Origin of the sequence: Bradyrhizobium sp. USDA 326, assembly GCF_049739485.1 — a bacterium.
GTDB lineage: Bacteria > Pseudomonadota > Alphaproteobacteria > Rhizobiales > Xanthobacteraceae > Bradyrhizobium.
The window spans coordinates 7,352,410-7,373,327 of sequence record NZ_JBMGQA010000001.1; the positions used below are offsets into that span (position 1 = coordinate 7,352,410).

At 63.9% G+C, this 20,918-nt stretch carries 24 protein-coding genes and 1 tRNA gene; 11 read left to right on the forward strand and 14 right to left on the reverse strand.

Translation table 11 applies throughout. The features are described 5' to 3' along the window. The first annotated feature begins 10 nt into the window (after positions 1-10). Complete coding sequence (locus ABIG06_RS34840; protein ID WP_370140263.1) at positions 11-1,234, forward strand: ABC transporter substrate-binding protein; 1,224 nt, start codon at positions 11-13, stop codon at positions 1,232-1,234. A 45-nt stretch (positions 1,235-1,279) separates the two neighbouring features. Here the strand turns inward: ABIG06_RS34840 and ABIG06_RS34845 are convergent, their stop codons facing one another. Both ABIG06_RS34845 and ABIG06_RS34850 read right to left on the reverse strand, forming a co-directional pair. Then, positions 1,280-1,546 (reverse strand): hypothetical protein, encoded by a 267-nt coding sequence (locus tag ABIG06_RS34845; protein ID WP_370140264.1) that lies wholly within the window; start codon positions 1,544-1,546, stop codon positions 1,280-1,282. Positions 1,547-1,667: 121 nt separating this feature from the next. Then, complete coding sequence (locus tag ABIG06_RS34850; RefSeq protein WP_370140265.1) at positions 1,668-2,165, reverse strand: ferritin-like domain-containing protein; 498 nt, start codon at positions 2,163-2,165, stop codon at positions 1,668-1,670. A 292-nt stretch (positions 2,166-2,457) separates the two neighbouring features. On the opposite strand from ABIG06_RS34850, the gene ABIG06_RS34855 reads away from it, so the two are divergent. Further along, positions 2,458-2,793: a hypothetical protein gene (locus ABIG06_RS34855; RefSeq protein WP_148090211.1), complete on the forward strand. Its 336-nt coding sequence runs from the start codon at positions 2,458-2,460 to the stop codon at positions 2,791-2,793. A 202-nt stretch (positions 2,794-2,995) separates the two neighbouring features. Here the strand turns inward: ABIG06_RS34855 and ABIG06_RS34860 are convergent, their stop codons facing one another. The 3 genes from ABIG06_RS34860 to ABIG06_RS34870 form a co-directional block, all read right to left on the reverse strand. Continuing rightward, positions 2,996-3,487 (reverse strand): SRPBCC family protein, encoded by a 492-nt coding sequence (locus ABIG06_RS34860; protein ID WP_370140266.1) that lies wholly within the window; start codon positions 3,485-3,487, stop codon positions 2,996-2,998. Next, the gene (locus ABIG06_RS34865; protein ID WP_370140267.1) at positions 3,487-3,876 is read right to left on the reverse strand and encodes an ArsR/SmtB family transcription factor; all 390 of its coding nucleotides are present in this window, start codon (positions 3,874-3,876) and stop codon (positions 3,487-3,489) included. The genes ABIG06_RS34860 and ABIG06_RS34865 overlap by 1 nt, the downstream gene beginning before the upstream one ends. Before the next feature lie 83 nt (positions 3,877-3,959). Further along, positions 3,960-4,664, reverse strand: a complete 705-nt coding sequence (locus tag ABIG06_RS34870; RefSeq protein WP_124157737.1) for an SDR family oxidoreductase — start codon at positions 4,662-4,664, stop codon at positions 3,960-3,962. A 115-nt stretch (positions 4,665-4,779) separates the two neighbouring features. Between ABIG06_RS34870 and ABIG06_RS34875 the strand changes: the two genes are divergently transcribed. Next, complete coding sequence (locus tag ABIG06_RS34875; RefSeq protein WP_370140268.1) at positions 4,780-5,622, forward strand: GNAT family N-acetyltransferase; 843 nt, start codon at positions 4,780-4,782, stop codon at positions 5,620-5,622. 1 nt (position 5,623) lies between these two features. On the opposite strand, the gene ABIG06_RS34880 is transcribed toward ABIG06_RS34875, so the two are convergent. Then, complete coding sequence (locus tag ABIG06_RS34880; RefSeq protein ID WP_424578546.1) at positions 5,624-6,073, reverse strand: hypothetical protein; 450 nt, start codon at positions 6,071-6,073, stop codon at positions 5,624-5,626. A gap of 288 nt (positions 6,074-6,361) precedes the next feature. On the opposite strand from ABIG06_RS34880, the gene ABIG06_RS34885 reads away from it, so the two are divergent. Beyond that, positions 6,362-6,640, forward strand: a complete 279-nt coding sequence (locus tag ABIG06_RS34885; protein WP_370140269.1) for a hypothetical protein — start codon at positions 6,362-6,364, stop codon at positions 6,638-6,640. 1,062 nt (positions 6,641-7,702) lie between these two features. Beyond that, entirely contained in the window at positions 7,703-9,556 is a 1,854-nt protein-coding gene (locus tag ABIG06_RS34890) for an alkaline phosphatase family protein (protein WP_370140270.1), read from the forward strand. 55 nt (positions 9,557-9,611) lie between these two features. Here ABIG06_RS34890 and ABIG06_RS34895 read toward each other — a convergent pair whose 3' ends face one another. Next, the gene (locus tag ABIG06_RS34895; protein ID WP_370140271.1) at positions 9,612-10,196 is read right to left on the reverse strand and encodes a hypothetical protein; all 585 of its coding nucleotides are present in this window, start codon (positions 10,194-10,196) and stop codon (positions 9,612-9,614) included. 393 nt (positions 10,197-10,589) lie between these two features. Here ABIG06_RS34895 and ABIG06_RS34900 point away from each other — a divergent pair, with 393 nt between their 5' ends. Further along, positions 10,590-11,249 carry a peroxiredoxin gene (locus ABIG06_RS34900; protein WP_370140272.1) on the forward strand — a complete coding sequence of 220 codons (660 nt, stop codon included), beginning with the start codon at positions 10,590-10,592 and terminating at the stop codon, positions 11,247-11,249. Between the two features lie 115 nt (positions 11,250-11,364). Here the strand turns inward: ABIG06_RS34900 and ABIG06_RS34905 are convergent, their stop codons facing one another. Next, positions 11,365-13,089, reverse strand: coding sequence for a methyl-accepting chemotaxis protein (locus tag ABIG06_RS34905; RefSeq protein WP_370140273.1), 1,725 nt, complete (start codon positions 13,087-13,089; stop codon positions 11,365-11,367). Between the two features lie 170 nt (positions 13,090-13,259). Here ABIG06_RS34905 and ABIG06_RS34910 point away from each other — a divergent pair, with 170 nt between their 5' ends. Together ABIG06_RS34910 and ABIG06_RS34915 are read left to right on the forward strand one after the other, a co-directional pair. Then, entirely contained in the window at positions 13,260-14,651 is a 1,392-nt protein-coding gene (locus tag ABIG06_RS34910) for a cryptochrome/photolyase family protein (protein WP_370140980.1), read from the forward strand. A gap of 66 nt (positions 14,652-14,717) precedes the next feature. Next, entirely contained in the window at positions 14,718-14,993 is a 276-nt protein-coding gene (locus tag ABIG06_RS34915; protein WP_370140274.1) for a histone, read from the forward strand. A gap of 309 nt (positions 14,994-15,302) precedes the next feature. Here the strand turns inward: ABIG06_RS34915 and ABIG06_RS34920 are convergent, their stop codons facing one another. Continuing rightward, positions 15,303-16,175, reverse strand: coding sequence for a DMT family transporter (locus ABIG06_RS34920; protein WP_370140275.1), 873 nt, complete (start codon positions 16,173-16,175; stop codon positions 15,303-15,305). Between the two features lie 98 nt (positions 16,176-16,273). After that, positions 16,274-16,720: a hypothetical protein gene (locus ABIG06_RS34925; protein WP_124157727.1), complete on the reverse strand. Its 447-nt coding sequence runs from the start codon at positions 16,718-16,720 to the stop codon at positions 16,274-16,276. A gap of 298 nt (positions 16,721-17,018) precedes the next feature. On the opposite strand from ABIG06_RS34925, the gene ABIG06_RS34930 reads away from it, so the two are divergent. Then, positions 17,019-17,282, forward strand: a complete 264-nt coding sequence (locus ABIG06_RS34930) for a hypothetical protein (protein WP_124157726.1) — start codon at positions 17,019-17,021, stop codon at positions 17,280-17,282. A gap of 24 nt (positions 17,283-17,306) precedes the next feature. On the opposite strand, the gene ABIG06_RS34935 is transcribed toward ABIG06_RS34930, so the two are convergent. Continuing rightward, the gene (locus ABIG06_RS34935; RefSeq protein ID WP_124157725.1) at positions 17,307-17,768 is read right to left on the reverse strand and encodes a host attachment protein; all 462 of its coding nucleotides are present in this window, start codon (positions 17,766-17,768) and stop codon (positions 17,307-17,309) included. Positions 17,769-17,807: 39 nt separating this feature from the next. After that, complete coding sequence (locus tag ABIG06_RS34940; protein WP_370140276.1) at positions 17,808-18,218, reverse strand: DUF3775 domain-containing protein; 411 nt, start codon at positions 18,216-18,218, stop codon at positions 17,808-17,810. A gap of 253 nt (positions 18,219-18,471) precedes the next feature. Here ABIG06_RS34940 and ABIG06_RS34945 point away from each other — a divergent pair, with 253 nt between their 5' ends. After that, complete coding sequence (locus ABIG06_RS34945) at positions 18,472-18,750, forward strand: hypothetical protein (RefSeq protein ID WP_124157723.1); 279 nt, start codon at positions 18,472-18,474, stop codon at positions 18,748-18,750. A 354-nt stretch (positions 18,751-19,104) separates the two neighbouring features. Then, the gene (locus ABIG06_RS34950; protein ID WP_370140277.1) at positions 19,105-20,070 is read left to right on the forward strand and encodes an AraC family transcriptional regulator; all 966 of its coding nucleotides are present in this window, start codon (positions 19,105-19,107) and stop codon (positions 20,068-20,070) included. Positions 20,071-20,139: 69 nt separating this feature from the next. Here the strand turns inward: ABIG06_RS34950 and ABIG06_RS34955 are convergent. Both ABIG06_RS34955 and ABIG06_RS34960 read right to left on the reverse strand, forming a co-directional pair. Beyond that, positions 20,140-20,216, reverse strand: a tRNA-Arg gene (locus ABIG06_RS34955). A 150-nt stretch (positions 20,217-20,366) separates the two neighbouring features. Then, on the reverse strand, positions 20,367-20,891 hold the full coding sequence (locus ABIG06_RS34960) for a hypothetical protein (protein WP_124157722.1): 525 nt from the start codon (positions 20,889-20,891) through the stop codon (positions 20,367-20,369). Positions 20,892-20,918: the final 27 nt, after the last annotated feature.

Sequence of the window (20,918 nt, forward strand, 5' to 3'; positions counted from 1 at the left end):
GGGAAATCATATGAAAAACGTTCTCGTCAGCCGCATCGCGGCCTCCACGCTCCTGCTCACGTTTTCGATCACGGCAGCGCAGGCGCAGAAGAAATACGACCCCGGCGCGTCCGACACCGCGATCAAGGTCGGTCAGACCGTTCCGCTCAGCGGCCCGGCCTCGGCCTACGCCGTGATCGGCAAGACTCAGGCCGCCTATATGAGGATGATCAACGACCAGGGCGGCGTGAACGGCCGCAAGATCGAGCTGATCCAGTACGACGATGCCTATTCGCCGCCGAAAACGGTGGAGCAGACCCGCCGGCTGGTCGAAAGCGACGAAGTCCTGCTGACGTTCCAGATCATCGGCACGGCGCCGAACGTCGCCGTCCAGAAATATCTCAACGCCAAGAAGATCCCGCAGCTCTTCGCCGCGACCGGCGCGGCGCGCTTCACCGACCCCAAGAACTTCCCCTGGACCATGGGCTTCAACCCGTCCTATCTCGTCGAGGGCCGCATCTATGCGCAGTACCTGCTGAAGAACCACCCGAACGCGAAGATCGGCGTGCTCTACCAGAACGACGACCTCGGCAAGGACTATCTCGCCGGCCTCAAGGCCGGCCTCGGCGACAAGGCCGCGAAGATGGTCGTGGCCGAGACCTCCTACGAGATCACCGAGCCGACGATCGACTCGCAGATCCTGCGGCTGAGGGACGCGGGCGCCGACGTGCTGTTCAGCGCGACGACCCCGAAGCAGGCGGCCCAGGCGATCAAGAAGGTTGCCGAGATCGGCTGGAAGGCGCTGCACATCATCGACATCAACGCCTCCTCGGTCAGCGCCGTGCTGAAACCAGCGGGGCTCGACAATTCCAAAGGCGTCATCAGCGTCGGCTACGTCAAGGATGCTGCCGACCCCGAATGGAAAGACGATCCCGGCATGAAGCGCTATTTCGCCTTCATGGCCAAGTACTATCCCGACGGCGACAAGGATTCGAACCTGAACGTCTACGGCTACATCACCGCGCAGTTGCTGGTGCAGGTGCTGAAGCAGTGCGGCGACGATCTCACCCGCGAGAACGTGATGCGGCAGGCGGCCAACCTCAAGAACGTCGAGCTCGACCTGACGCTCCCGGGGATCTCGGTCACGACCTCACCGACCGACTATCGGGTCAACAAACAGTTCCAGATGGTGCAGTTTGACGGCCTGCGCTGGCAGAAGCTCGGCGACATCGTGACGGACGAAGCCAGGGAGTGAGGCGGCGAGAGCATGATCCCGCTTCAGAGCCCGTTTGGCCGGCGCTCAATGCCCTTCGGCACGCCGGCCGCCGTCGCGGATGAGGTCGTCGCTTTCATCGGCATGGCGCTGATATTCGGAGATCGCGCGGTTGGCCATCCGGATCCGGTTGGTCTGCCCCTCCTCGACCATCATGGTGAGACGCTGTGCGAGGAACACGCAGGCCTCGAACTCGTCGCGGATGGCGCCCGTACGGGCGAGAAAGTCCCAGGCGATCTGGTAGGCCTGCTCCGCGGCGGGATTGCGGTAGTCGCTGAAGATAATGTGCGTCATGACAGGCAAAGCCGGACGGTCACGATCGTTCCTGCCCGTCGACACTCCCTGGGCTGGCGGCGCGAAAAAACCACCGGCCGCCCTGGCGCGCCGGTGGTCGATATCGGCAAGGATCGCGGAGCTACGCGGCCTGGCGCTGATGCGTCAGGTACTCCATCGTCACCTTCTCGACATTGGAGTCGATCCAAGCAGCCATGCGTTGCTCCTCCTTCAACGACATCTCGAGCGGTGCCTTGGCCTCCGGCACGCCGGCGGCGCCGCAGAGCGCCAGGAGCGACTTGTAGGCGGCGATCTCGAAATTCTCGAACGCATTGTTCGCGAAGGTGTTCTTGAGAATCTCGTCGCCGGCAGCCGAATGCGCCATGGCCATCATGTTGGCCATCACCGACTGCGCCGTGTCCTTCAGAGTGGACGTGCTCTCACCGTAGGCTTCCAGACATTTTTCCAGCCGGCTCAGTTGCTCATTGGTCTCCTGAAGATGAGCGGTGACCTTCGCCTTGACCTCGGGATATTCGTCCAGCCGCTCTGACTGGCGCTCCATCAACTCTCGCGCCTGCACTTCCATCGCATGCGCATTGCGTAGTCCCACCACGAACGTATCACGGGCTGCATTAGCCATTTTCCTGTCCTCCGTTTGACTGGCTTCGTTCGCGCAAACCGGGAAGCACGGGCGATTGTTCCTGGGAGGACCGGGCTGATTGCCGCAGGACGCCTGACTATCTCAACGAGTGTTCCAGCCGAAGGACCCGGCGCTAACCTGCGATAGCTAAACGCCAAGCAGGGAGATGGTGCCGCCTCGCACGCGATGCTCTCGCTGAACCGTTCGCCGAGTTCGCCGTGCCTCTCCATCAGCGTAGGAACGCTTGGCGTCAAGCGTGATTGATCCGTCGCAAACCTCAAGGAGAAACAACATGCGTAAGACAATTCTGACGGTCTTCACAGCCGCGATACTTGCCGCTGCTTCGGTCGGCGGAGCGTTCGCGCAAGGCGCGGGCGGCGGCGCTGGCGGAGGTGCCGGCGGCGGAGCCGGTGGCGGCGCGGGTGCAGGTGCAGGTGCCGGTGGTGCGGGCGGCGCAGGTGCCGGAGCCGGCGGAGGCTCGGGTGATGGAGGCGGCGCGGGCGCGGGAAGCGCCGGAGGCGGCGGCGGCATCACCCATGTGGAGCGCGGCGGACAGGGCGCTTCCAGCCCTCCGGGCATGCGCAACGAGACGACTCCGCCGTCGAGCGGCAACGTCCCTCGGCGCTAGCCGGACCATCGATCAGGCCGCTTCGAACGTTGATCGCGACCGATTGACGCGCGTGAGAGCGGCTCCGGCGAATCCTCTCCGCCGGGGCCGCACCTCTTTCAAGCTGCTGAAGGCAAGCTGCTGAAGGATGGACTTTAGAATGCGTTCGTGGGCGATCCGTCGTTCCGGACGTTGCGAAGCATCGATCCCCAGTCAGTTTGTCTCAGCCTTTCAGCCCCGCGACATACGCCGCCAGCTTGTCCATCGTCTGATAGCCGTATTCGACGGCGCCGAAGCCGATCATGCCATCGCGCTGCTCGGTGCTCGAGGCCAACTGGCGCAACATCAGCACGGTCTTGCCGTTGCTCTGCTCCGCGAATGTAACGGTGAAGCGGAACATGCCGGGATCGTCGTCCTGGTCGAGGCCGTGATCCATCTCCATCAGAGTCGGCCGCTCGATGCGGCGGAAGCGCATCCGGTTCGGATAGAGGGTGCCGTCGGGACCGATCATGTTGAAGCGCCAGACGCCGCCGACGCGCACGTCGATCTCGAAGGTCTCGACCTTGAAACCCTTTGGGCCGAACCATTGCGGCAGATGTTTAGGGTCAGACCACGCCTCGAACACCAGATCGCGCGGCGCGTCGATCACGCGCGACATCACAATCTCGCGGTCGAGCGACCATTGCGACAGAACGGGATTGGCAGAATTGGTCATCACTCGGAACCTTTCCGTTTGGTTGTTCGGGACGGCCGCTTGGCGCCCGCCCTCTCCTTCTCTTTCTTGAGCTTCATCACGTAAGCCTCGAAGCGGTCGAGTCGCGCCTCCCAGACGGCACGCAGCTGCTGGAACCAATCTTCCGCACCGACAAGCGCATCCGGGCTGAGACGGCAGGTGCGCACGCGGCCGGATTTCTCCGACAGAACGAGCCCGCTCGCCTCCAGCGCGTAGACGTGCTTCATGAAGCTCGGCAGCGCCATGTCGAAGGGATCGGCAAGCTCGCCGACCGACGCCTCGCCGGCACATAGTCGCATCACGACCGCCCGCCGCGTGGGGTCGGCAAGCGCCGCGAAGATCTGGTCGAGACGGGACGATTGGTTAGCCATGAAGCTAACTATAGCGCCGCTGCCATGCGCCGTCAATGATTGTTAGCTCATGAGCTAAGTAATTTCGAGGTGCAGGCGCCGCCTCAGACCGAGCGTGTCAGTCCTCCGTCGACACGGATGTTCTGGCCGGTGATGTAGGCTGCGCCGTCGGAGGCCAGGAACGAAATCGTCGCGGCGATCTCCTCGACCTTGCCGTAGCGCTTCATCGGCACGCTGTCGCGTCGCGCGTCCTGCTGCGGCAGGCTGTCGATCCAGCCCGGCAGGACGTTGTTCATGCGAATGTTGTCGGCGGCGTAAGTGTCGGTGAAGATCTTGGTGAAGGCGGCAAGGCCGGCGCGGAACACCGCCGAGGTCGGGAACATCGCGCTCGGCTCGAATGCCCAGGCCGTCGAGATGTTGATGATGGCGCCACCCTTTTGCGCCTGCATCAGCGGCGTCACCAACCGCGTCGGACGGATCACGTTCAGGAGATACGTGTCGAGGCCGGTGTGCCACTGCTCGTCGGTGATCTCGATGATGGGCGCCCGCGGCCCGTGCCCGGCGCTGTTGACGAGCACATCGATCCGTCCCCATTTCGCCATCGCACCGTCGACGAGGCGCTTCAGGTCGTCGTTCGACTTGTTCGAGCCGGTGACGCCGCAGCCGCCGAGCTCGGCAGCCAGCGCCTCGCCCTTGCCGGAGGACGACAGGATCGCGACGCGAAACCCGTCCGCTGCCAGCCGCCGCGCAGCTCCCGCCCCCATGCCGCTGCCGCCGGCGGTAACGAGCGCAACCTTTTCTGCTGCCATGACCGATCATCCCTGTGTTGAGGCGAGCCGCCGGCTCGGCCTATCATGGGGGTCTTCTACAGCCAGACCTCGCCGCAGGTCCATGGACGAAGGCAGCCATCATGAGCGACTCGAGATGAGTGATCTGCAGATCCGCAATCTGCGCCCCGACGAAATCGCCCTCGCCGTCGACTGGGCCGCGGCCGAGGGATGGAATCCCGGCCTCGCCGATGCCGCCTGCTTCGCCGTCCCCGATGCGCAAGGCTTCTTCGTCGGCGAGATCGACGGCGAGCCGGTCGCGACCGTCTCCTGCGTCAATTACGGCGACCGCTTCGCCTTCCTCGGCTTTTACATCGTGCGCGAGCGCTTTCGCGGCGCGGGCCATGGCCTGCGCATCTGGAACGCAGCCATCGCGCATGCGGGCCCGCGCGTGATCGGGCTCGACGGCGTCGTGGCGCAGCAGGACAATTACAAGAGGTCCGGCTTCCAGCTCGCTTACGCCAATATCCGCTATGGCGGCGTCGTGGCCGCGCCGCCGAGGCCACCTGCCGAGGTCGTCGCGCTCGACAAGGTCCCATTTGCAATTGTCGAAGCCGACGACGCCACCGTGTTCCCTGCCGCGCGCAGCGGCTTCCTGCGCGCCTGGATCAACACATCAGGCCATATCGGCCATGCGCTGCTGCGTGACGGCAGGCTCGCCGCATGGGGCGTGATCCGTCCGTGCCGGACGGGCTACAAGATCGGCCCGCTCGTCGCCGACGATCGCGCGGCGGCGGAAACCGTCATGCAGGCTTTGCTGGTAAGCACGCGCGGCGGCGACATTTTCCTCGACGTTCCCGCCGTCAACCGCGAAGCGATCGCGCTCGCGGAGTCGCTCGGCCTGATGCCGGTTTTCGAGACGGCGCGGATGTACACCGGGCCGATCCCGCCGCTGCGCATCGACCGCGTCTTCGGCGTAACCAGCTTCGAGCTGGGTTAGCTCAGTAGCAGCGCATGATGTTGACGGTGTGCTCGCTGCCGCCGCGGCCGGGCACCGTCACCTGCTCCGTCGGGCAACTCGGCACATAGGGCCGGTTGGACGGCACGACGTTCGGCGGATAGCGATGCGTCCAGTCCCAGGGAACATCATAGGTGTAGGTGTAACGCACGTCGCTGGAGAGCGGCTGGCCGGCATCGACGAAGGGCTGGCTGGTGCCGGCGCCGTCGTAGAAGAATCCGCCGCCGCCCGGCCAATACACCCACGGAGCGCTGCGGCGGTGGAACCGGGCGCCCGGCGCGATCGGCGCACGCGTTCCAGCCGATGGCGCAGCGGCGGCCGCGACGCCAGGCGCTGCGGCCACAGCAGGTCCGGCCGAGCCGTCACTTGCAGTCAGGAGCAGCGCGGCTGCGCTGAGTGAGGCGAGCAACGCCCCATGTGATCTGGCAATCATGATACGCACCACACACTCGTTTGGCTTCGCGATAGCGGCTCCCCGCGAGAGGCTAGGCCGGGCTGTTGCCCACCCGCAAACGTATATTTAATTGTTGGTTAAGGCGCGGGATTAGCAGGGAACCGGGTGCGGCAGAACGCCCGGAATTCCCGTCGCATGCCAGCCATTTCGTTCCGCGGCGCGCCCCTCATAACCAGTTGATAGGTGTTGACCACTCACCGGCCCATACGTCCGGAACGCTCCCGCATTGCAACCGTTGGCTCCCGACAGAAGCAAGGAGCATCTCCAATGCAGAACAAGGCAAAACTCCTCTGCCTGATCACGGCATCACTGGTCGCGGGCACTGCCGCCGCTTCGGCGCAGGGCTACGACTGGAACGGACCGTCCGTGGGCTGGGACCGCACGGCGCCCGCCTACGAACCGGTTCAGCCGCGCGCATACTATCCGGATCCCGGACCGTATGGCGCACTCAACGGCACCAACCATCCAACCCCGAGTTCGACGCAGGGTGATGTCGGCCCTGGCGGCAACAACAACGGCACGCTGACCGGCCGATATCGCTGGTAAGGCTGCTTGACGCGAGGCCCACCGTCCACAATGGACGGTGGGCCTTCGCGCGTCAGCGACCCTGCTGCTTGCGCAGCCGACCGCACTGGGGTCAGTCTCCGGGCGCAATCCCTTGCGTTGCCCGACAGGCGAAACACCCAAGCCATCAGTCAAGACGCCTCGCCGAAATATTCCGCTTTACCGAAATTCGGAAACGGCGTATGTATCGCCGCAACCCGGCCCAAGGAAGAGGGGCGTATCGCGATCGTCACGAACGCGGGCCGGGCGGCGGTGGACGCAGGTGACATCGGCGCGAATGGCTTCGCAGGGCGGGCGACCGTGAGCGGAGGCGTCGCGCACACGACCGGTGTGATCGGCGTACGGCAAAATCGTGTCATCCTGGCGCCCGGGGTCTGTGCGCCAAGTCTTGCGGTGATGTGTGCTGCCCGACCGGGCAGGCGCATCAGTCATCCGCAAGGCGACGGGGGCAATAGTGCATCGCTCCCCGGAGAGAGCACGACATAAGCCGTAAAACCACTGCGCAGGGAAGGCCGGGATGTCTCCGGTTGCCCTGCTGTGCATCGAAGCGCACGCAGTTTGCGTCCGGCATGGCGGTCCACGGGAGCCAACCGACTCCCGGTCTTCCCTGCGCCCTTTTCATGAGGGTGAGACACCAAGCAAAGCTCGGGCGAGATGAGCCGCGAGAGCGTGAAGGTGTGTCTTCGGACGATATGCGGATCGGAAGAGCGATGCACGCCGCCTCACATTCCGTCATTGCGGGCGCAGCGAAGCAATCCAGAGTCTTTCCGCGGCAGGATTCTGGACTGCCTCGCGGAGCCTGTCATCGGGCCGCGCTTCGCGCGGACCCGTTGGCTCGCAATGACGCTGTCGATGCAGTTGCGCGCGGACACTCCAACTCTCGTGCCCCGGCTCTGCAGCGCGACGCGGTCGCTGCAGAGCCGGGGCCATCCCGGCCCTTGCAGCAGCAACGGTCCTTGTAACAAGACTGTCATCCAGCGAAACTAAACGAAGCTCTGGAGGCCGCGTTCGCGGCCACGCCGGCTCACCGCAGGGAGAGAATTGATGCGCCGTTCACTGGTGTTGCTGTCCGCCGGACTGACTGTGCTGTCCACCGGATTGGCGTCTGCCCAGAACAGCACGCCCCGCAACCTGATCCTGTTCATTCCCGACGGTCTGCGTGCGCTGAAGGTCACACCGGAAACCGCGCCGGCGATGGCTGAAGTCCGCGACAAGGGCGTCAACTTCAAGAACCCGCATTCGCTCTTCCCCACCTTCACGATGGCCAACGGCTCGGCGATGTCGACCGGCCATTATCTCGGCGACACCGGCGTGTTCTCCAACACGATCTGGACCAACTACACTTCCGCACCTGCGGGTGACACCGTCGTCCCCTTCATCGAGAACGACGCCGTGCTCGGCGACATCGACGAGCATTTTAGGGGCGACTACCTCAACGAAGAGACCATCCTGAAGATGGCTCGCGACAAGGGGCTGAGCACCGCGGCGATCGGCAAGGTGGGCCCGACCTACCAGTTCGACCACACCGACAAGCCTGAAAAGCCCGGCCAGCATTCGATCGTGTTCGACGATTCCACCGGCGGCAAGAACGGTGTCGCATTGTCCGACGAGGTGAAGGAGGCCTTGACCAAGGCCGGCCTGCCCCTCGCCACGCCGGCGCGCGGCGACAACTCCAAGGCGGGCGATGCCAGAACGCCGGGCACCACGGTCGCCAACGTCGCGCAGCAGGCCTATTTCGCCGACGTCGCCACCAAGGTGGTGTTGCCGATGTTCCAGGCGCGCAACAAGCCCTTCGTGCTCGTGTTCTGGTCGCGCGATCCTGACGGCAGCCAGCACAATACCGGCGACAGCCTCAACCAGATCATACCCGGAATCAACGGGCCGACCTCGATGGCCGGCATCAAGAACGCCGACGCCAACCTCGCCCAGCTCCGCAAGGCGCTCGACGAGCTCGGGCTCACGGCCTCGACCAACATCATCGTCTCCGCAGATCACGGCTTCTCGACGATCTCCAAGGAGAGCAAGTCCAGCCCCTCGGCCAAGGTCGGCTATGACGACACGCCGAAGGATTTCCTGCCGATGGGATTCCTGGCGCTCGACCTTGCCAAGGCACTCGACCTGCCGCTGTTCGACCCCAACGACAAGAACGCGAAGGTCGAAGGCAACAAGCATCCCAGGGCGGGCAACGGGGTGCTCGGCAAGGATCCGGAGAAGCCCGATCTCGTCGTCGCCACCAATGGCGGCTCCGACCTGATCTATCTGCCGAACCAGGACAAGAAGCTGGCGGCGAAGACCATCAAGGCGCTGCTCGAACAGGATTACGTCTCCGGCCTGTTCGTCGAGGATTCGCTCGGCCGCTTTGCCGGGACGCTGCCGCTGTCGAGCATCAACCTGCGCGGCAAGGCTGCGACGCCGAGGCCATCCATCGTCGTCAACTTCCGCTCCTATGCCAGCGATTGCGGCGAGGCGCCGACCAACTGCTCGGTCCAGGTCGCCGACACCGTGCTGCGCCAGGGACAGGGCATGCATGGCAGCTTCAGCCGCGGCGACACCATGAACTTCATGGCCGCGATCGGGCCGGACTTCAAAGCCGGCTATGTCGACGAACTGCCCGTCAGCAATGCCGACGTCGGCATGACCGCTGCCCAGCTCATGGGCCTGCGCGCTTCGCAGAAAGGCGACCTGGTCGGCCGCGTGATGTCGGAGGCCATGCCGAACGGCACCGTGCCCAAGGCCTATGTCGGCACGCTGAAGTCCAAGCCCGCCGAGGGCGGTCTGATGACCGTGCTGAACTTCCAGCGCGTCGGCAGCCAGCGCTATTTCGACGCCGCCGGTTTTCCGGGCCGCACGCTGGGGCTCGAGCCTGACACCGGCAAACAAAAAACGGCGGGGAAATGACCCCGCCGTCCTCTCGCGTCCTCGAGTGACGCACAAATCTTAGATGTCCAGTTTCTTACATCCCGATGTCGAACACGTTCGGCAATTGGCCCGCCAGAGGCAGCGCAGTCGCGCCGACGAAGGTCGCTACCATTGCCATCAGGCGACGGTTATTCTGGCGCTTGCCGCGCATCTGGCCGGCGATCCACTCCAGCATCTCGCTGTTGACCTTGGAGGCATAGGACGGCGCCCAGCTCTCGATCTCGGTGTCGGCTGACAGCGCCACGCTCCGCGGCGGCACCTTCAGGCCCGAGGCGCTCGCCGCGTAATGGGCAACCGCCTTGGCGAGCAGGTCGTCGAATCGGCCGCCGTCGGCGCGCTCGGTCGCGGCCTCGTTGATCTCGAACAGGCGTTCGGCTTCAGCGCGGCTGACCGGCTGGTCGTTGACGGCGATCGCGGTCAGGATGCGCAGGCACCAGGCGGTGTCATCGGCATCGAGCGAGCGGGAGAAGTGGACGCGGCCCCTGGTGGTCGGGCCCTCGCCCGTGATTACGCCGTCCCGCACGATGGAGAGTGCATGGGCCGCGGTATCGCGGCAGGACGGTTCGAGGGACGGCGACTCGACGGACTTCTCAGCTGATTTGGGCGCAGCGGCAGACATAGTTCACTTCCAGACTTCTTCTGATCGGCCAGCATTTTCATGCCGGCGTAAAGGGGTGGTTAACGATTCGATACGGGGATCGCGACTTTTCGAGATGGTTGCCAATTGGTCGCTGTCAGGACCATTTTGGTTCCGGTACGCGCCGGGCGAGCGTGATGGAAGTCATAAAAGGCATTATCGGGGCGAGCGAGACCGTGTGACCCCGGATGGGGATGTTTCGCCGCAGGTGCCGCTGTAACAATAAGTTGCTAGGAAATCGGCCCTTCAAGCAAGGAATTCACATTTTACTTGAGCCGGTTCAGTTGGCGTTCACTTGGCCTTGTAAGGGCCCTATACTGAGGGTGACGGCCAGAGACGAATCTTCCAGTAAATTCAATGCGATGAGGTAAAATCATGACACTTCCGATCGGCGCTACCGCACCGGACTTCGAAGCCGAGACCACCGAAGGGAAGATCAAGTTTCACGACTGGATCGGCAACAGCTGGGCGCTCTTGTTTTCGCACCCCAAGGACTTCACGCCGGTGTGCACCACCGAGCTTGGCGCGCTCGCCAGGCTGAAGCCGGAATTCGACAAGCGCGGCGTCAAGCTGATGGGACTCTCGGTCGATCCCGTCGACAACCATGCCAAATGGTCGGAAGACATCAAGGAGACCCAGGGCGCCGCGCCGAACTACCCGATGATCGGCGACACCGATTACAACGTCTCGAAGCTCTACGGCATGCTGCCGGCCGCGATCTCAGGCGATCCCCTCAAGCGTACCGCCGCCGACAACCAGACTGTCCGCAATGTCTTCATCATCGGCCCGGATAAGAAAATCAAGCTGGTGCTGGTCTATCCGATGACCACCGGGCGGAACTTCCAGGAGATCCTGCGCGTCATCGACTCCCTGCAGCTGACCGCCAAGCATCGCGTCGCGACGCCGGCCGACTGGTCGCAGGGCGACGACGTCATCATCGCGGGCTCCGTGTCCAACGACGAGGCCAAGACGATCTACCCGCAGGGCTGGAAGGAGCCGAAGCCCTATATCCGCATCGTGCCGCAGCCGAAATAACCAACTGTCATCCCAGGATGGTCCGAAGGACCAGACCCGGGATCTCGAGATTCTCTGGTGCGCAATTGCGCACCAGAGTTCGGTCCTACGGACCGCCCCGGAATGACTGTAGCGATTACGCCGTCCGCACGCGGTCGAGGAAACCGTCGACCTCTGCCTTCAGATGCAGGCTCTCGCCGGACAGCGCCTGGGCCGAGGCAAACATCCGGCTCGAGGTCTCGCCCGTCTCGCTGGCACCCTTGGCGGCGTGCCGGACGTTGACGGCGACCTCGGTCGTGCCTGAGACCGCCGCGCGAACGCTCGCCACGATGTTGTGGGTTGCGCTTTTCTGCTGCTCGACCGCAGCCGAGATCGAGCCGGCAATGCCGCTGATGCGCTCGATGGTCTCGCTGATCGCCTTGATGGCAGCGACCGATTCCTCGGTCGCAAGCTGCATGCTCTCGATCTGGTTCGATATCTCGTCGGTCGCTTTCGCGGTCTGGCCGGCGAGCGTCTTCACCTCCTGAGCCACCACCGCAAAGCCGCGGCCGGCATCGCCGGCGCGAGCGGCCTCGATGGTGGCGTTCAGCGCCAGCAAGTTGGTCTGCTCGGCGATCGAGGTGATCAGTTTGACGACGTCGCCGATGCGCGTGCCGGCTTCGGAGAGCTGCGCAATGCGCTGGTCGGTCGCCTCTGCCTGCCGCACCGCGTCGGCGGAAATCTGGTTCGATTCCTGCACCCGGCGGGTGATCTCGGAGATGGATTGAGACAGCTCCTCGGAAGCCGACGCCGCCGAACGCACATGCTCGGAGGCGGTTTCGGATGCTCCGGCCGATTGCGCCGACAGATCGGCCGTGGTGCGCGCGGCATCGGTGAGTTGTCGCGCAGCGCGCTCGAACTCGCCGGACGATGCGAGCACCTTGTCGAGAATGCCGCCGACGCTGCCGCGGAACTCCTCGACGAAGCTGCGCAGTTCGGCCTTGCGCTGCTCGGCTGCGGCAGCGGTTGCCGCCGCCTGCTCGCTGCGCAGGCGCGCCCGCTCCTGCGAATTGCTCTTGAACACCGCAACCGTGCGGGCGATCTCGCCGATCTCATCGGCACGGTCCTCGCATTCGATCGCGACGTCGCTCTGGCCCTCGGCAAGCGCGGTGAGCGAGCGCGTGACCGAGGTGAGCGGCCGGGTGATCCGGCGGACGACCAGCAGGGTCAGAGCCAGCACCAGAAGCGCGGCAAGCCCGGCGGCCGCCGCCATGCTCTCGAGGGCCTGGGCCAGCATGTTCTCGTCCTGGATCATCGGGATGCCGACATAGAGAATGCCGGCGACCTTGCCGGTCGAGTCCAAGATGGGGAAATAGGCGGTCATGAACGTCTTGCCGAACAGCGTGGCCGGCCCCTTATAGGCTTCGCCACGGCGCAGCGCGGCCTGCCCCGGATGATCGGCGGCAAGCTGGGTGCCGACGGCGCGGTCGCCGTTTTCCTTCTTCACATTGGTGGAGCGGCGGACGAACTGCCCGTTCGCCGCGTCGAACACGAACAGGGTCGCATTGCCGCCGACATAGGACACCGCGCGATCGACGATGGCGTGGTCCTTGAAGTCGGGCATCTTGGGGATCTCCGCGCGCACGACCGCGCCGTCCTGGACCGTGATCTTGGCCTCGGGAACGGTCTCTGCGAACGCCAGCGCCAGCGTGCGCAGGCTGACGTCGATGTCGCGGAGCGCGCGATCATTGAAGGCGGAGGTCAGCGACCAATAGCCGGCGCCGACCACGAGCCCCGTATTCATGGCGATCAGCAGCACTGCGCACAGGACAGCCTTGGTGCCCAGCTTGAACTGCGGCAGGAACTTCGAAGCTTTGAACATGGTTGGAATGGCCCCAGTAATTCCTGCATATTCGTGCAATAGGCTTACGGCGGCATTAACGACCATGATACCGCTGCAGGCGGCACGCCTTTCCAAATTGTAAATGAGGATCCCCCCTGACCGCGCCAAACGTGCCGCCCGTCATTGTCTGGTTTCGCGACGATCTCCGCCTGTCCGACCACCCCGCCCTGCACGCCGCCGCGAAGACCGGAGCGCCGGTGGTCTGCCTCTATGTGCTCGATGAGACAACCGGGCGGGCACTGGGTGGCGCGGCGCGCTGGTGGCTGGCGCAGTCGCTGCGGGCGCTCGGGGCCGAGATCGCCGAGCGCGGCGGATCGCTGGTCCTGCGCAGGGGACCGGCCGCCAGGGTCATCCCCGAATTGGTGCGCGAGAGCGGCGCCCGCGCCGTCTACTGGAACGGGATCGCCCAGGCGCCGCATCAGTCGGTTGAGCGAGCGCTCGAAGCGGCGTTGGCAACGCTCGGAGCAGACTCGCAAAATTGTCCCGGCGATTTGCTCGTCCCACCCTCGGCGATCCGCAGCAAGGACGGCCGGGGTCTGCGCGTGTTCACACCATTCTGGCGGCGCGTGCTGTCGCTCGGCGATCCGCCAAAGCCGCTGCCCGCACCGAAGGCGCTGCGCCCTGCACCAAGGATCGCCGGCGATCATCTGGAGAGTTGGGGACTGGAGCCGAGCAAGCCTGATTGGGCCGAAGGCCTGCGCGAAACATGGACCCCGGGCGAATCCTCTGCACGAGAGCGCTTGCGCGACTTCCTCAAGCACACCGCACGCGGCTATGTCGGCGACCGCGACCGCCCGGACCGGGACGGCACCTCACGGCTATCGCCGCACTTGAGGTTCGGCGAGCTCAGCCCGCGCCAGGTCTGGCACGCCGCGCGGTTCGCCGCGGCCGAAGATCCGGCGCTCGGGCCGGGCATCGAGAAATTTCTGAGTGAGCTCGGCTGGCGCGAATTCTGCCGCCACCTCCTCCACGACCATCCCGACCTCGCCACCGAAAACCTGCAGACGAGCTTCGATGGCTTCCCGTGGATGCGCGATGACAAGGCGCTCGCTGCCTGGCAGCGCGGGCGCACCGGCTACCCGATCGTCGATGCCGGTCTGCGCGAGCTCTGGCACACCGGGGTGATGCACAACCGGGTACGGATGGTTGTCGCCTCCTTCCTGGTCAAGCACCTGCTGATCGACTGGCGCGAGGGGGAAGCCTGGTTCTGGGATACGCTGGTCGATGCGGACCCCGGCAGCAATCCCGCCAATTGGCAGTGGGTCGCCGGCTGCGGTGCAGATGCTGCGCCCTATTTCCGCGTGTTCAACCCGGTGCTCCAGGGCGACAAGTTCGATCCGGATGGCGCCTACGTTCGACGCTGGGTGCCGGAACTGAAGAACCTGCCGGCCAAGCTGATCCACCAGCCCTGGCAGGCAACGCCGATCGAGCTTGCGAGCGCGGGCGTCACGCTCGGCAAGACCTATCCGCAGCCGATCGTCGATCATGCCAGGGGGCGCGAGCGTGCGCTCGCCGCCTACGCAAAGATCCGCAGAGGTTGAGCGATGCTTTGACACAATTTCGAAACCCGCTATCGTCATCACTCCTGTCAAACCGCGGGGGACGATATGGACGACGAAAAGCCGATCACCGAACAGGCGATGGACACGATCACCAGCGCCGTCGACGCGACCAAAGACGCGGCGGTCAATGCCGTCAAGCAAGTCAGGAAAGCCGCCAAGAAGGTCGCGAAGAAAGTAGGCCCGAAGAAGACGTCCAAGAAGAAGGCCAAGAAGGCGAAGACATCCTCGAAGAAAGCGGCCAAGAAGACCGCGAAGAAGGCCAGCAAGAAATCTGCGAAAAAAGCCGCCAAGAAGAAGAAGGCCAAGAAGGCGAAGCGCTGATCGCAACGTTCAGAGCAGGTCTCCAGGTGCGGATGTGCCCGGAGACCTGCCCTGCGATATCCTACCCTTGCCGCTTGGCCGCGCAGCGGCCCGGGTGGTGCTTGCCGTCGGAATCGCGGAACTCACTGCGATGGCCGCGCCGGCCCTCGGCGTTGAATCGGCGCCGCTTTCCCGGTGCGCCGAACCGCTTGATCAGCCGTCTTCCGATGCGCCAGCTCACCCACATGACCGGGAAGCTGAAAATGCATCCCGCCTACCACGAACGTGCCCCGCACGGCAGGGATGTATTCCAGCGCCCGTTCCGTCCGCCTAGAAGCGCCGGTTGACGACGAAGACGGCCGCCGCGCACATCGCCATGCCGGCAATCGCCAGCGCATCGAGTCTTTCGCCGAACAGCAGATAGGCCATTAGCGCGGTGACGGCGGGCACCAGGTAGAACAGGCTCGCGACCGAGGTTGCTGCAGCATGGCGTATCAGCCAGTACAACAGCCCGATCGAACCGATCGAGAGCGCCACAGCGAGCCAAGCGAGCGCGAGCACGAACTCCTGCGTCCAGTGCACCACACGGTCTTCGAACAGGAATGCCCCGATCGCGAAGAAAATGGTGACGGCAACGTATTGCACGAGATTTCCGGTTCGCCAGTCGATGTGGTTGCAGTAGCGGCGCTGATAGAGCGTACCGAGCGTGATGCTGATCAGCGAGACCACCGAGGCAAGCCAGCCCAGCCCGGCTTCGCCGGTCATGGGGCGGTTGTGCAGGATCAGCACGACGCCGCCCAGGCCGAGGACGAGGCCGGCCCATTGCACCGGCGTCACCTTCTCGCCGAGCCAACGGTTGGCGATGGTCGAGGTCAGGATCGGCTGCAGGCCCGGAATCAGAGCGGACAGGCCGGCCGGAATCGAATGCGCGATCGCGATCGCGGTGCCGCCGAGATAGAAGCCGTGGACGAGGATGCCGGCGACCGCGCTGTGCGCAATGCCAATCCGGTCGGGCCATTTCGGCCGCGCGATCCCGGCGATTATTGCCATCAGGCCGACCACGATCGCCATGCGGATGGCGAGATAGGTCAAGGGATCGGCATTGTTGACGACGTATTTGGTGCCGATGAATCCGGTGCTCCAGAGCAGGACGAACAGGATCGGCGCAGCGCGGGGGGCCAGGTTTTCTTGATTATGGTTCATTGCCGCCCTCATTGCCTCAGTGGAAGGCCATGCGGCAATGCGAATTTCATCCGGACGATGCTGCGCTGCGGCGGATGACAGCGGCCTGGCTCAGCTGATCACCATTCTTCCGGACAGGGATCGATGATCTTCCAGAGCTCGACGCCGTTCTTGATCTTCTTCATGTCGGTGGTGAGCCCACCGTTGCGACGAATCCAGTCCTTCACCTTGTCGGGATAATAGGACATGAGATCGGAAGTGCCTTCGGCGCTGGTGACCTTGATGCCGAAGGTGAACGCCTTGTCGTAGTAGGCCTGGTGGAAGCCGAGGCTCGCGCGCGGCGTCACGCAGATCTTGTTCATCGGCACGATGCCGAGCACCAGCGTGCAGGCCGAATTGCAGATGCCGTCGATGATGACGCGCTCGCCTTTCTCGCGCACGCGCTTGTATTTGGCCTTGTACTCCTCGACATAGCCGCCATGGTCGCGGGTGATGTGCAGTTCGGCCCGCGCCGGCATAGCGGCGGCGAAGGAGAGCAACAGCAGGCTCAGAAGCGTGATGCGCATGGCGAGGTAACGGCGATGGCCTTCAATGAACCGGCCTCGAAGGACCCGCAAAATGATCCCTGGGGCCGGCGACAGGATTCTTACCAGAATGCTCTTTGGTCATACTTGTGTGGGGAATTCGTTAAGCATCCCGAAAAGGCCAAAAATGGGCAGCTTTCGACCGCATGTCCGGCAATTCTGTCACACCCGACCGGCAATCTGCGGGACTGGCCATGATTTCGAGCCTCCGCAGCAATGCCTGACCGCTCGAAATTGCTATAAATAGCTGATCTATTCGAGCGGGTTCTGGAGAATCGAGATGAGCAAATTGACGCTTGTAGCCGCGGTTGCGGCCCTGACGGCTGCAATTCTGGCCCCCGGCCTTGCGGAGGCGCGCGGACATCACCGGCACCACCGCTTCCATGCCAACGCGCTGCCCTACCCGATCAGCTACCTGCACAATTACGGACCCGGCATCACCCCCGGCACCTTCGCCTATTATGACGGTCCATCGACCAACGCCTGCTATCGCAGCGCGGCCGCTTATATCGGCCAGGACGGCCGGCGGCACCCCTGCTACTGAGGCGCCGCGCCCTCTGCGGGTGTCCTATTTCGCGGCATCCGACAGCAGCAATTGCTTCTCGATCTCGTAGACCGGCAGCTTGACGAGATCCTTGCTGACCTCCCCCTGAAGCGCCTTGCGCACGACGTCAGAATAATCGGCCCGGATCATTCCCAGCGCGCGCGGTGAGGCCACCATGGTCAGGGCCTTGGTCTCGCCGGAGCTGACGGCGGCATCGAGCCGGCCGGCAAGTCCCCGCAAGAAGGCGCGCTCGGTCTCATCGTGCCAATCGGTCTGCTCGACCGAGCTGCGCGCCCCGCCGGCCGCCGGGTGCAATCGGCCCGGCGCATCGCTGCCTTGCGCGGTGGTCGAGGGGTTGGGCTGCTCATGCACTTCTCTGGTGTGGAGATTCGGAAACTTGTCGTCGCCGAGGTTCTCCAGAATCAGCGCCTTGCGCCCGTCACACACGACCAGCCAGTCACCCTTGTCCATTCTCATCTTGTTCATCACAACTTCTCCTTGACACATGCAGATGCCGCTTCGGCATCAGAGCTGCTCTTCGAATTCCTCGAAGGACTCGCCGAATTGCGCCATCGCTTCTTCCAGATAATCGGCGAGCATGGGCGTGCCGATCAGGTAGGAGGCCGTGCGCTGGTTGTGCGCCTGTGCGGCCTGAGCGCGCAGTTCGCGCCAATCGGAGAGATCGCCGTCGCCGCGGCCGAGCCATGTCAGCGCCACGAGATCAATCTGCTCGTCGACATTGAGATCGCGGATGAAGCCCGCAAGCTCCGCACGATCGGTGGTTTCGCCGCGGCCGCCGCGGCCGTAGCTCATATCGTCGTCCCCGGATTCCAGGATGACACCGCTTCCGGCCGCTTCGCTGTCGGACCGGCGCGACTTCGAGATGACGAAGAAGACCTTCTCCGGCGAGATCGATAGATTTGGAATGACTCGCATCCGCTCACCTTGTCCGGCAGCAGGCACCGCGCCGCTGCCATATTGGTGAGACTAAAGCCAAGGCAGACTTGCGAATTGCGCAGGATCAAGGTCTAGGGCACGGCATTGCTCTACGGCCAAGCCAGTTGGCGCGCTGGGATCGAGCCGGGCCAGATCGCTGAAGGTTTGTTCATCAGTATTACATTTCGGTTCCGCCACAATTTGATCAGAACAACTTCGATATCCTTGCATCGCGTAAGCGGAGGAAGACATCATGAATCTCAAGACTGGCCTCGTCGCCGCGTCCCTGTTCGGCGCCCTCGCGGCATCGTCGGCGGCATCCGCCATGCCCATCGCGCCCGCGCCTGCGACACCGCGGGTCTCCGGCGTCGAGCAGGTCCGCATGGTCTGCAACGCCTGGGGGCAGTGCTGGTGGCGCCCGAACTACTACGGGTACTACGGACCGCGGCCGTATTACGGCCCACGGTACTATGGGCCGCCGCGCTATTACGGTCCGCGCTATTATGGTTACCACGGCTACCGCCGCTGGTGACGTTTGAAGGGGCCCTTAGGGCCCCTTCGCTTTTGCAACGTCATCTTGCGCGGCCGAACCCGACCCGGATCTGATCTAGATCAAAGTTGAAATTAGCCGATACCGTCATTCTACATGCTGATGAAGCGACGAAGTTTCGTCCTTCGCATGTCAGCTTGCATGCAGCGTTTCATTCACCTCGCTTCCGGCGAATCGATGAACCGAGAACGTGCGGTGACTTCAATCCGGCGGATCGCATGACATGATGCCCGCAATACTACGGTCCGGAATCCGGTTTACTGAAACGCGATGTTTCGCCATTGATGGTGCATCGACGTTCATTTGATTGTCTTATTTCAGCAGCCGACCAGAACCATGTTGTTCGACGAACTCACGCCATCCTCCGCACTTCAACTGATCGGCTTTTCCGACGTCGATGCGTTTCGGCCGATCGAGACGATGGAGGATGCGAGAAGCATTCCGCTCGACATCCCGAACTTCGCGGCGGCCCGCGCCGTCGTCTCCCTGCCGGCGTGCCGCATCATCATGATGAAATCGTTCGCGCGGATCCTCGATACCGCCTATCGCATGCCGGGCGGGATGGTGATCCTGTCCATGACCGACGACCTTCAGGTCAACTTCAATGGAATGGATCTCGACGCCCGCTTCTTCGTTGCACTCCGCGGCAGCGATGAGTCCCATTTCGTCGAGCCGCGGACCAATCATTATGCCATGATCATCTTCTCCCCCGCGCTGAGAGACCGGGGCTGGTTCGACCAGATCGACGATTTACGGGTCCATGTCGCGAACCGGGCCGCCCTGCTGCACACGCGACAACTCCTGCTCGATATCCTGCGCACCGCGTCAATGCAGCCGAGCCTGTTCGAAACCACCGAGGTTGCGGCCCATCTCCAGGAAGGCCTGCTGCTCGCGCTCGACGATCTGTTCCGGATCGATTCGATCCCAGATCGGAGCACCTCGGTCCAGGGCGAGCGAGCGATCAAGCTCGTGCAGCGCATCGACGATTACGTCGCGGCCTATCCCACGACCCCGATCTATACAGCCGATCTCGCCCGGGAGTTTGACGTGTCGATCCGGACGCTCGGCGGCGCCGTCGGCAAGGTGCGCGGCATGAGCCTGCACCAGTACATTCGCCTGAAAAGGCTGTGGGCGACCCGCGTCCGCCTGCTCAAGGGCGGCGGCGTCACCGTTGCCACCTGCGCACGCGCCCACGGCTTCCACCATCTCGGTGAATTTGCCGCAGCCTACCGCGCGATTTTCCGCGAGGCTCCCTCCGACACGCTGGCACGCGGCCGGCGAAGCGGTGTCCCGGCAGGCTGATCGATCCCGCAGGCACCCGACCGTGATCGGCGCTAGCGCCGTTTCGGAACATATCTAGAACATTAAAAGTGGCGCGCTCGGAAGGATTCGAACCTCCGACCCTCGGAATCGAAATCCGATGCTCTATCCAGCTGAGCTACGAGCGCCCTGGCCCGGGCACCGGGCCACCGATATTCGCCAGACCGCGCCGGTGACAAGCCAGCACACCGGACGGCGTTCGGATTGGTTCGAATTAGCAGAAAGCCCGGCCAATAAAAAGCCCTTCCCGCCTCGATCGAGGCGGGTCGAAGGCGCTGTCACCAGGTCGTGTTGAACAGACCGAAATGCGGCTGCTGAGCGACCTGCATCATCGGCCGGCCGGGCTGCGGCGCCGGATGCGTCCTGACGATCTTGCGCTTGGGTTGAGGAGCCGGCGCAGGAGAAGCTTGAGCCTGAGCAATCTGAGATTGAGTGGCCTCTGCCTTCTTGGCCGCGACGGTATTGGCCTTCGGCTCCGGCGTGAACTGGGCGAAGGTCTCGCGCACCCGCGTCTTGGCTGACATCTCGGCCAAAGCTGGCGATAGGCCCTCCGGCTGCACCGGCGGCTGGGGAGCCGCAACAGCGGCAGTCGTCACCGCGGGTGCGGCAATTGTCGGCTGGCTGGTGTCGAGCACGACACGCTCGGGCAGGTGCCGATCAGACCGGATTCGGATCAGAGGCTGATCGTTGCCCGCGGTCACGACGGCTTGTGCCACGGGAGCCGCCGGGAAAACGAAATCCGCCGCGAACAGCAGTGCCAGCAAGGCTCCACCGACAAAAATGAAATACCTAAAGATGGGCATTGGCCGCGCTCCGCCCCTCGCATTCCC